General features: G+C 73.7%; 9 protein-coding genes. 7 read left to right on the top strand and 2 right to left on the bottom strand.

Annotated elements, in window-relative coordinates; genetic code table 11:
- Positions 1 to 249: 249 nt before the first annotated feature.
- A complete protein-coding gene (gene paaN / locus ABZ565_RS32380; RefSeq protein WP_361034917.1) occupies positions 250 to 1,950 on the bottom strand; it encodes a phenylacetic acid degradation protein PaaN in 1,701 nt (566 codons plus the stop codon).
- A gap of 123 nt (positions 1,951 to 2,073) precedes the next feature.
- Between paaN and ABZ565_RS32375 the strand changes: the two genes are divergently transcribed.
- Both ABZ565_RS32375 and ABZ565_RS32370 read left to right on the top strand, forming a co-directional pair.
- Positions 2,074 to 2,676 (top strand): TetR/AcrR family transcriptional regulator, encoded by a 603-nt coding sequence (locus ABZ565_RS32375; protein WP_361034913.1) that lies wholly within the window; start codon positions 2,074 to 2,076, stop codon positions 2,674 to 2,676.
- Positions 2,677 to 2,708: 32 nt separating this feature from the next.
- The gene (locus ABZ565_RS32370) at positions 2,709 to 3,473 is read left to right on the top strand and encodes a hypothetical protein (protein WP_361034910.1); all 765 of its coding nucleotides are present in this window, start codon (positions 2,709 to 2,711) and stop codon (positions 3,471 to 3,473) included.
- 15 nt (positions 3,474 to 3,488) lie between these two features.
- Here ABZ565_RS32370 and ABZ565_RS32365 read toward each other — a convergent pair whose 3' ends face one another.
- A complete protein-coding gene (locus ABZ565_RS32365; RefSeq protein ID WP_361034907.1) occupies positions 3,489 to 4,010 on the bottom strand; it encodes an Lrp/AsnC family transcriptional regulator in 522 nt (173 codons plus the stop codon).
- 201 nt (positions 4,011 to 4,211) lie between these two features.
- On the opposite strand from ABZ565_RS32365, the gene pdhA reads away from it, so the two are divergent.
- The 5 genes from pdhA to ABZ565_RS32340 all read left to right on the top strand — a co-directional run bounded on the left by pdhA (position 4,212) and on the right by ABZ565_RS32340 (position 10,693).
- Positions 4,212 to 5,375 (top strand): pyruvate dehydrogenase (acetyl-transferring) E1 component subunit alpha, encoded by a 1,164-nt coding sequence (gene pdhA / locus ABZ565_RS32360; protein ID WP_361034904.1) that lies wholly within the window; start codon positions 4,212 to 4,214, stop codon positions 5,373 to 5,375.
- Positions 5,372 to 6,403, top strand: a complete 1,032-nt coding sequence (locus ABZ565_RS32355) for an alpha-ketoacid dehydrogenase subunit beta (RefSeq protein WP_361034901.1) — start codon at positions 5,372 to 5,374, stop codon at positions 6,401 to 6,403. Before pdhA ends, ABZ565_RS32355 begins: the two co-directional genes overlap by 4 nt.
- Positions 6,403 to 7,758: a dihydrolipoamide acetyltransferase family protein gene (locus ABZ565_RS32350; protein ID WP_361034898.1), complete on the top strand. Its 1,356-nt coding sequence runs from the start codon at positions 6,403 to 6,405 to the stop codon at positions 7,756 to 7,758. Before ABZ565_RS32355 ends, ABZ565_RS32350 begins: the two co-directional genes overlap by 1 nt.
- Positions 7,759 to 7,820: 62 nt before the next feature.
- On the top strand, positions 7,821 to 8,669 hold the full coding sequence (locus tag ABZ565_RS32345; RefSeq protein ID WP_361034895.1) for an NTP transferase domain-containing protein: 849 nt from the start codon (positions 7,821 to 7,823) through the stop codon (positions 8,667 to 8,669).
- A 485-nt stretch (positions 8,670 to 9,154) separates the two neighbouring features.
- Positions 9,155 to 10,693, top strand: coding sequence for a molybdopterin-binding protein (locus tag ABZ565_RS32340; protein ID WP_361034932.1), 1,539 nt, complete (start codon positions 9,155 to 9,157; stop codon positions 10,691 to 10,693).
- The last annotated feature ends 18 nt before the right edge of the window (positions 10,694 to 10,711 follow it).

The following is a 10,711-nucleotide window of genomic DNA, read 5'->3' as shown; positions in this document are numbered from 1 at the left end:
CGCGGTGGGTGTTCTTCCCTCGTTTCTTCTGTCTCTTGCGCTGGCCGGCGCCCTCCCCCCCCCCCGGGGGGGGGGGGCGCGCCTGCGGCGGGCCGTTTCCCCTACCCGCCCCTTCCCGTAACCGGGGCTCCGCCCCGGACCCCGCGCCTCAAACGCCGGCGAGGCTGGGATTCACGCCGGTGAGGGCGGGATGCACGGCGGTGAGGGTGGGATTCGCGCCGGGCGCCTGGGATGCACGCCGAGGCGGCCTCAATTCTGGCGGCGTACCTCGATCGTGCGGAAGCGGTTGGAGACGAAGGCGCCGTCGCAGAGGGCCGCGTTGGCCGCCGGGTTGCCGCCTGAGCCGTGGTAGTCGGAGAACGCTGCCGTCTGGTTGACGTACACGCCGCCGGTGAGGTTCAGGGAGAGCTGGGCGGACTCGTCCAGGCAGACGTCCTCCACCGCGCGCTCCACCTCCGGGGACGTCGTGTACGCGCCGACCGTCATCGCGCCCTTCTCGCGGATCGTGCGGCGCAGCAGCTCCAGGGCGTCCGCCGTCGAGTCGACCGCGACCGCGAAGGAGACCGGGCCGAAGCACTCCGAGAGGTAGGGGGCCTCGCCGTCCGTCTTGGCGGCGTCGAGCTTGACGATCACGGGGGTGCGGACGGTGGCGTCCGGGAACTCCGGGTTGGCCACCTCACGGGACGGGAGCGCCACCTCCCCCAGCCGGGCCGCCGACTCCAGGCGGGCCTTCACGTCCGGGTTGACCAGGGCACCCAGCAGGCCGTTCGCCCTGGCGTCGTCGCCCAGGAGGCCGGTCACGGCGGCGGCGATGTCGCCGACCACGTCGTCGTACGACTTGTCGCCGGCGTCCGTGGTGATGCCGGAGCGGGGGATGAGCACGTTCTGCGGGGTGGTGCACATCTGGCCGCTGTACAGGGAGAACGAGAACGCCAGGTTGGCGAGCATGCCGCGGTAGTCGTCCGTGGAGTCCACGACGATGGTGTTGACTCCGGCCTTCTCCGTATAGACCTGGGCCTGGCGGGCGTGGGTCTCCAGCCAGTCGCCGAACTCCGTGGAGCCCGTGTAGTCGATGATCTTGATCTCGGGGCGGACCGCCAGCGTCTTGGCGATGCCCTCGCCCGGGCGCTCGGCGGCCAGGGCGACGAGGTTGGCGTCGAAGCCGGCCTCGGCGAGCACCTCGCGTGCCAGCTGGACCGTGAGGGCCAGCGGGAGCACCGCGCGGGGGTGGGGCTTGACCAGGACCGGGTTGCCCGTGGCGAGGGACGCGAAGAGGCCCGGGTAGCCGTTCCACGTGGGGAAGGTGTTGCAGCCGATCAGCAGCGAGATGCCGCGGCCCGCCGGGATGAACGTCTTGTGCAGGGCGAGCGGGTCCCGCTTGCCCTGCGGCTTCGACCAGTCGGCCGTCCGGGGCGCGCGGAGCTGTTCCTCGTAGGCGTAGGCGACGGCTTCGAGGCCGCGGTCCTGGGCGTGCGGCCCACCGGCCTGGAACGCCATCATGAACGCCTGGCCGCTGGTGTGCATCACGGCGTGGGCGAACTCATGGGTGCGGGAGCTGATCCGCGCCAGGATCTCCAGACAGACCAGGGCCCGCGTCTCGGGGCCCGCCTCGCGCCAGGCCGGCATGCCCGCGCGCATCGCCGGAAGCAGCACGTCCAGATCCGCGTGCGGATACTCGACGCCGAGCTCGGGGCCGTACGGAGAGACCTCCCCGCCCGTCCAGCCGTCGGTGCCCGGCTGCCCGAGGTCGAGGCGGCTGCCCAGCACGGCGTCGAAGGCGGCCTTGCCCTCGGCGGCGCCGAGGCTTCCCGGAGCGCCGCCCTCTCCGTACGCCTTCGGGTGCTCGGGGTGCGGGGACCAGTAGTCACGCGTGCGGATCGCTTCGAGGGCCCGGTCCAGCGTGGGGCGGTGCTTCTCGGACAGCAGGTGCGGGGAGAGCTCGGCGGCCATGACGGACCAACTCCTCATCGAGCTGGGCAGGGACGGGCGGACAGAGTTAGAGTAACCGAACGATCGGTCGGGACAAGGGGGCCCACGAAACCTGTGGACAACTCGTAGGGGAGGATCGCGGACATGACCACGGCCAAGCGGGACACGTACACACCGGAGACTCTGCTGACCGTCGCCGTCCGTGTGTTCAACGAGCGCGGCTACGACGGCACGTCCATGGAGCACCTGTCCAAGGCCGCCGGGATTTCCAAGTCGTCCATCTACCACCATGTCTCGGGCAAGGAAGAGCTGCTGCGCCGAGCGGTCAGCCGGGCTCTCGACGGGCTGTTCGAGATCCTCGGCGAGGCCGGGGCGACGCGGGGCAGTGCGATCGAGCGGGTCGAGTACGTCACCCGTCGCACCGTCGAGGTGCTGATAGCCGAACTCCCCTACGTCACGCTGCTGCTGCGGGTGCGGGGCAACACGAAGACCGAGCGCTGGGCCCTGGAGCGGCGGCGCGAGTTCGACCAGCGGGTCGCCGAACTGCTGAAGGCGGCCGTCGCGGACGGCGATCTCCGCTCTGACGTGGACATACGGCTTGCGACGCGGCTGCTGTTCGGGATGGTGAACTCGCTCGTGGAGTGGTACCGGCCGCTGCCCGACGGAGGCGCGGACGGGGACCGCCTCGCCGACACGGTGGTGCGGCTGGCCTTCGACGGTATGAAGGCCGGTCCCGACCGCCGTTGACTACGGCAAAAGCCCCGACCACTATCGCGCCCATGACCGCTGCCCTCCGGGTGCCCGCACTTCTCTGTGCCGCCGCCGCACTGTTCGTCACGGCCTCACTGGCCGGCTGTTCGTCGGACGGCGAGGACGGCAAGGGCGACGACGGCGGCGGTGGCGTATCGGCCGGGAAGCCGGACGACTTCGGCTGTCTGACGCCGGAAGAGGCCGAGCAGGCGTCGATCACCTTCACCAGCGACGACGGTTCCGAAACCGGTGCGTACGCGCCGCGCGGCGGCTCGGGCGCCGGGATCGTGCTCGCGCACCAGTCCGACGGCACGGCCTGTCAGTGGAAGGACAAGGCCGACATGCTGAGCAAGGCCGGCTACCGCGTGCTCGCGGTCAACTCGACCGGGCCCGAGGTCCCCGAGATCATCGGCGCCGCCGGCTACCTGCGGGACAAGGGCGCCAAGAAGCTCCTGCTGATGGGCGCCTCCAAGGGCGGCACCGCCGTGCTCGCCGCGGCCCCCCGGCTGAAGCCGCAGCCCGCCGCCGTCGTCGCGCTCTCCGCTCCGACGCAGTACGCGAACATGAACGCCGAGGGTGCCGTGCGCGAGCTGACCTCCCCCGTGCTGTACATGGTCGGCGAGCTGGACGCCGACTTCGCCGACGGTGTGAAGGAGATGGACAGGAAGAGCACGAAATCGTCCGAGCACAGGCTCGTCTACGTCCGGGACGAGAGCGCACACGGGGTGGCGCTGCTCTACGACGACACGCGCTGGGCCACTGTGCGCGACTTCCTCGCGAAATACGGTTCCTGACCTGCCCCTATCCGCTCAGGCGAGCTCCGTGGAGCGGTCCGGGCCAGGGTCCAGGTCCGTTTCCTCGAACACCAGCAGCGTCCGTGTGGAGAGCACTTCCGGAATGGCCTGAATGCGGGTCAGCACCAGCTCGCGCAGCGTGCGGTTGTCCGGCGTGTGCACCAGGAGCAGGACGTCGAAGTCGCCGCTGACGAGCGCGATATGGGTGGCTCCCGGCAGCGCCTGGAGCTGTTCGCGGACGGTCCGCCAGGAATTCTGGACGATCTTTAGCGTGATGTACGCGGAGGCGCCCTGCCCCGCCCGCTCGTGGTTCACCCGTGCGCCGAAGCCCCGGATCACGCCGTCCTCGATGAGCCGGTTGATCCGGGCGTACGCGTTCGCGCGCGATACGTGGACGCGGTCGGCCACCGACCGTATCGAGGCGCGTCCGTCCGTCTGGAGCAGTCGCAGGATGGCGTGGTCGACGGAATCGAGCGGGCGTGCCGGTGGAACCTGGCCCGGCCCCTCGGCCCCGTCGGCCATTTGTTCAGCTGGCATGTTCCCGCGCCTCCCCGTCATGGACGACCTGCCCCCATCCCAGGCTGTGGAAAACCGTTTGTCCACAGGCTGGCGGTGCCTGTAGCCAAAATGCGCTCACGACCGAACAATCGGTAGGTGAGGCACGCCACACGTGTGCTTCACGGCGTTTTCGATATATCACCATATGTCGACACCCCTCGATGCTCGGAGGTGCCTGTCATGACGGTCCAAGAGCTGCCCGGCGCGGCCGCCTACCGGCCCACGCCGCCCCCGGCCTGGAAGCCGCTGACCGATCCCGCGCCGCTGCTCCCGGACCCGGAGCCGTACCGGGTCCTCGGTACGGACGCGGTGGCCGACGCCGATCCCGAGCTGCTGCGGCGGCTCTACGCGGAGCTGGTGCGGGGGCGGCGGTACAACACCCAGGCGACAGCCCTGACGAAGCAGGGCCGGCTGGCGGTCTACCCGTCGAGCACGGGCCAGGAGGCGTGCGAGATCGCGGCCGCCCTGGTCCTGGAGGACCGGGACTGGCTCTTTCCCAGCTACCGCGACACGCTCGCGGCGGTGGCCCGCGGCCTCGACCCGGTCGAGGCGCTGACGCTGCTGCGGGGCGACCGGCACACCGGCTACGACCCGCGCGCGCACCGCATCGCCCCGTTGTGCACCCCGCTCGCCACCCAGTTGCCGCACGCCGTGGGGCTGGCCCACGCGGCCCGGCTGAAGGGTGACGACGTGGTCGCGCTGGCCATGGTCGGCGACGGGGGCACCAGTGAGGGCGATTTCCACGAGGCGCTGAACTTCGCGGCGGTCTGGAAGGCCCCGGTGGTCTTCCTCGTGCAGAACAACGGCTTCGCCATCTCCGTACCGCTGGCCAAGCAGACGGCGGCGCCGTCCCTGGCCCACAAGGCCGTGGGGTACGGCATGCCCGGCCGACTGGTCGACGGCAACGACGCGGCGGCGGTGCACCAGGTCCTCTCCGAGGCGGTCGCGCGGGCCAGGAGCGGCGGCGGTCCGACGCTGGTCGAGGCGGTCACGTACCGCATGGACGCCCATACGAACGCCGACGACGCGACCCGCTATCGCGGCGACAGCGAGGTCGAGGCGTGGCGGGACCACGACCCCGTCCAGCTCATGGAGCGCGAGCTGACCGGGCGAGGCCTGCTCGACGACGACGGGGTGGAAGGGGCGCGGGCCGCCGCCGAGCGGATGGCCGCGGCGCTGCGGGAGCGGATGAACGCGGACCCGGTGCTCGACCCGATGGACCTCTTCACCCATGTGTACGCGGAGCAGACGGCGCAGTTGCGGGAGCAGGCGGCCCGGCTGCGCCAGGAGCTGGCCGCGGAGAACGACCAGCACGGCACGGAAGACGGGGGAGCAGGGCGATGACCACGGCAGCGGTGACGGCCGGGGAGCGGACGGCGAAGGCCAAGCCCGCCACCATGGCGCAGGCGCTGGGGCGCGCGCTGCGCGACTCGATGGCCGAGGACCCCACGGTGCACGTCCTCGGGGAGGACGTCGGGACGCTCGGCGGGGTCTTCCGGATCACCGACGGGCTGGCCAAGGAGTTCGGCGACGAGCGCTGTACGGACACCCCGCTCGCCGAGGCGGGCATCCTCGGCGCGGCGGTCGGCATGGCGATGTACGGGTTGCGGCCCGTGGTCGAGATGCAGTTCGACGCGTTCGCGTACCCGGCGTTCGAGCAGCTCGTCAGCCATGTCGCCAAGATGCGGAACCGGACCGGGGGCGCGATGCCGCTCCCGATCACCGTCCGGGTGCCCTACGGCGGCGGCATCGGGGGCGTCGAGCACCACAGCGACTCCTCGGAGGCGTACTACATGGCGACCCCCGGTCTCCATGTCGTCACCCCGGCCACGGTCGAGGACGCGTACGGGCTGCTGCGGGCCTCGATCGCCTCGGACGACCCGGTGGTCTTCCTGGAGCCGAAGCGGCTGTACTGGTCGAAGGCGGACTGGTCGCCGGAGCACCCCACCGCCGTGGAGCCCATCGGCCGGGCCGTCGTGCGCCGCCCCGGCCGCAGCGCGACCCTGATCACGTACGGGCCGTCCCTGCCCGTCTGCATGGAGGCCGCGCAGGCGGCGGTCGAGGAGGGCTGGGACCTCGAAGTGGTCGACCTGCGCTCGCTGGTGCCGTTCGACGACGAGACCGTCACCGCCTCCGTCCGGCGCACCGGGCGCGCGGTCGTCGTCCACGAGTCCACCGGCTTCGGCGGGCCCGGCGGCGAGATCGCGGCCCGGATCACCGAGCAGTGCTTCCACCACCTGGAGGCGCCGGTGCTGCGGGTCGCCGGGTTCGACATCCCCTACCCGCCGCCGATGCAGGAGCGGCACCACCTTCCCGGTGTGGACCGGGTCCTCGACGCCGTCGCGCGGCTCCAGTGGGAGGCGGACAACTGATGCCTCGGGTTCTTGAGTTCAGGCTTCCGGATCTCGGTGAGGGGCTGACCGAGGCCGAGATCGTGCGCTGGCTGGTGGAGGTCGGGGACGTCGTCGCCATCGACCAGCCGGTGGTCGAGGTCGAGACGGCCAAGGCGATGGTGGAGGTGCCCTGCCCGTACGGGGGCGTGGTGACCGCCCGCTTCGGCGACGAGGGCGCCGAGCTTCCGGTGGGCGCGCCGCTGCTGACGGTGGCCGTCGGATCACCCGTGGAATCCGCCGGGGACGGTGCGAGCGCGGATTCCGGTACGGAGGATTCCGGGTCCGGGAACGTGCTGGTGGGGTACGGGACCGGGGCACCGCCCGTGCGGCGTCGGCGGGTCCGGCCGGAAGGGCTGAAGGCGGCGGCCGCCGCGCCCGTGGTGTCCGTCGGGGTTGCGGCCCCGGCGCCGACCCCGACCCCGACCCCGACCCCGATCTCCGTGCCCGACCCCGCGCCGGGGCCGGTCGCGGTCGTGTCGCCGCTGGTCCGCAGGCTCGCGCGCCAGCACGACCTGGATCTGCGCCGGCTCGCCGGATCGGGCCCTGACGGGCTGATCCTGCGCGCCGACGTCGAGTCCGCGATCCGGTCGGCCGCCGAGGCGCCCGCTCCGGTGGCCGCCGCTCCCTCCGCGCCTGCCGGTGAGCGGGTCGCGCTGCGGGGTGTACGGGGAGCGGTCGCCGACAAGCTGGCGCGCAGCCGGCGGGAGATCCCCGACGCCACCTGCTGGGTCGACGCCGACGCGACGGAGCTGATGGCCGCGCGCGCCGCGATGAACGGTGCCGCCGGGGCCGGTGCGCCCAAGGTGTCGGTGCTCGCGCTTCTCGCCCGCATCTGCACGGCGGCCCTGGCCCGCTACCCGGAGCTGAACTCCACGGTGGACCAGGAGGCGCGCGAGATCGTCCGGCTGCCGCAGGTCCACCTCGGCTTCGCGGCGCAGACCGACCGGGGCCTGGTCGTCCCCGTGGTACGGGACGCCCACGCCCGTACCACGGAGTCGATCGGTGCCGAGATCGCCCGGCTGACCGAGGCGGCCAGAACGGGATCGCTGACGCCGGCCGAGCTGACCGGCGGCACGTTCACGCTCAATAACTACGGAGTCTTCGGGGTCGACGGCTCGACGCCGATCATCAACCACCCCGAGGCCGCGATGCTGGGCGTCGGCCGGATCGTCCCCAAGCCGTGGGTGTACGAGGGCGAGCTCGCCGTGCGCCAGGTCGTCCAGCTCTCCCTGACCTTCGATCACCGGGTCTGCGACGGCGGCACCGCCGGAGGCTTCCTGCGGTACGTGGCGGACTGCGTGGAGCGGCCGGCCCTGTTGCTGCGGAGCGTGTAGGGGCCTCTTGCCGATGCGGGCCCGGCCGTCCGGAGAGGTGACCGGGCCCGCATACTCGGGGCATGACCGCCTACGACGCCATCGTTCTCGCCGGAGGGGCCGCCAAGCGGCTGGGCGGTGCCGACAAGCCCGCCGTGCGGGTGGGCGGTCGTCCGCTCCTCGACCGGGTCCTCGCCGCCTGTCCCGGCGCCGGGACCACCGTGGTGGTGGGGGACCGGCGGCCCACCACCCGTGCGGTGACCTGGGCGCGCGAAGTACCCCCCGGCGGAGGGCCGTTGGCCGCGCTGGGTGCCGGGGTACGGCACACCTCGGCGGAGCGGGTGCTCGTGCTCTCCGCCGATCTGCCGTTCCTGGGCGCCGATACGGTCGCGGAACTGGTGGCGGCCTCGGGGCGGGAGGGCGTCGAGGGGGCTCTGTGCTCCGACGAGGACGGGCGCGACCAGCCGCTCGTCGCCGTGTACCGGGGCGAGCCGCTCCGCCGCGAACTGGCCCTGCTCGCCGCCGAGCACGGCGGACTGGGCGGGCTGCCGCTGAGGCTGCTCACGCGGGAGCTGACGCTGTGCCGGGTGGCGGCGGACCCCCTCGCCTCGTTCGACTGCGACACCTGGGAGGACATCGCTTCGGCCCGGGCCCGAATCAGAGAACATGGGACGGTGCTGGACGAATGGATCACCGCAGTCAAGGAAGAACTCGGCATCGACCTCGACGTCGACACCGGCCTCCTGCTCGACCTCGCCCGTGACGCCGCCCATGGCGTCGCCCGGCCCGCCGCGCCCCTGACGACCTTCCTGGTCGGCTACGCGGCGGCGAAGGCGAGCGGCGACGGCGGAGGGCCCGAGGCAGTGGCGGAGGCCGCCCGCAAGGCGACCGCGCTCGCGCTCCGGTGGGCGGACGAGAACGAGACACCGTGACCCGGCCCGTGGGCGCCGGAGGCGCCGGTGCTCCCGAAGGCCCTTGCGATGTCGGACGCTCCGAGGGGGCCGGGAAGCCGGAGGGTTCCGGCGCCCACGGCGGCGACGCCGCTCGCGTGGACGAGGCGCGCGCCGGGGCTGACCGACGCGCCGGGGGCGACCCTCTCGCCGGGGGCGACTCCCGGGCCGCCACGGGCCGCCGCGCCGGGGGCGGCTCCCGCGCCGCCGCGGACTGCGCAGGGGGCGACCCTCTCGCCGGAGGCGACTCCCGGGCCGCCGCGGGTCCCCGCGCCGGGGGCGACACCCAGGCCGCCGCGGCTCCCTGCGCCGGGGGTGACTCCCGGGCCGCCGCGGACCCCTGCGCCGAGGGCGACCCTCTCGCCGGGGGCGACCCCCGCGCCGCCACGGGCCCCCGCGCCGCCCCCGACGCGCAGGCGCGGGCCGATGAGGCGCGGGCCGATGAGGAGCGGGCCGTCGCCCAGGCCCTGGCGCTTGTGAGCCGGCAGGCGCCCCGCCCGGCGGACGCGCCGTCCGGCAGGCCCACCACCGGGCCGCCGAGCGATCAGCCCACCCCCCTGCCGGGCGACTGGCTCACCCACCTCCACGACGACTGGTCGGACACCCCGCCCGCCCCGGGCACCCACGCCGCCGCGCCGTCGGAGCCTCGGCCCGACGGCGCGGCGCTGACCGGCGCCGACCCCACGGACCGCCCGGAGGGCCGTGGTCCCGACGCGTCCGCCGGGGACCGGCCGGGGCACCGTTCCCCCGCCGCCCCCCGGCGCGGCCACGTCTCCTGGCGGGTGGCCCGGGCCGTCGCCGCGCGGGCCGGACAGCGCGGTGCCGTGCGCACCGAGTGGCTCGGGCTCGGCACGGCGCTGGGGCGGGTCCTGGGGGAGGCGCTGGTCGCGCTCACCGATTTGCCGTCCTTCGACACCTCGGCCATGGACGGATGGGCCGTTGCCGGGCCCGGGCCCTGGCGGGTCCGGGACGGCGCCGGCATCCTCGCCGGTCACGGTGCGCCCGCCCCGCTGCCCGACGGGGCGGCCGTGCGCATCGCCACGGGCGCCCGTATCCCCGCCGAGGCCACCGCCGTCATCCGCAGCGAGCACGCGCACGCCGACGAGACCAAGGGGCTGTTGCACGCGCAGCGGTCCGTGAGCCAGGGGCAGGACATCCGGCCGCGCGGCCAGGAGTGCCGGTCGGGGGAGACCCTGCTCCCCGCCGGCACGGTCGTCACGCCCGCCGTGCTCGGACTGGCCGCGGCCGCCGGGTACGACGAGCTGCCCGTCCGGGCCCGTCCGCGCGTCGACGTCCTGGTGCTGGGCGACGAACTGCTGACCGCCGGGCTGCCGCACGACGGGCTGATCCGCGATGCGCTGGGCCCCATGATCGGGCCCTGGGTGCACGCACTGGGCGCCGAGGTCACCCCACCGCGGCGCCTCGGCGACGACGCGGAGGCCCTGGGGAAGGCGCTCACCGGCTCCGACGCCGACCTGATCATCACGACCGGCGGCACGGCTGCCGGGCCCGTCGACCACGTCCACCGCGTCCTCGACCGGATCGGGGCCGAGCTCCTGGTCGACGGGGTCGCGGTGCGGCCCGGCCATCCGATGCTGCTGGCCCGGCTCCCCTCCGCCGGTCCCTGGCTCGTCGGACTGCCCGGCAACCCCCTGGCCGCCGTCTCCGGACTGCTCACCCTGGCCGGGCCGCTCCTCGGCGGACTGGGCGGCCGCACCCCCGACGACGCCTACCGGGTGGCCGTGCGCGACGATGTGCACGGGCATCCGCATGACACCCGGCTGGTGCCCGTGGTCCACCGGGCGGCCGGAGAACCCGGAACCGCGGGCGGGGCAGAGCACGTCGTACCACTGCACTACAACGGTCCCGCCATGCTGCGCGGGATCGCCGCCGCAGACGGGTTGGCCGTCGTGGAGCCGGGCGGGGTACGGTCCGGCACCGAGGTGGAGATCCTCGATCTACCGTGGGCCTCGGCGACGCCGTGGACTGAAGGGTGTTTCACGTGAAACTTCCCGGCCAAGACG

This window comes from Streptomyces sp. NPDC016469 (genome assembly GCF_040632905.1).
Lineage (GTDB): Bacteria > Actinomycetota > Actinomycetes > Streptomycetales > Streptomycetaceae > Streptomyces.
Note: the sequence above shows the minus strand (reverse complement) of the source record. Positions and strands in the feature narration are given on the sequence as shown.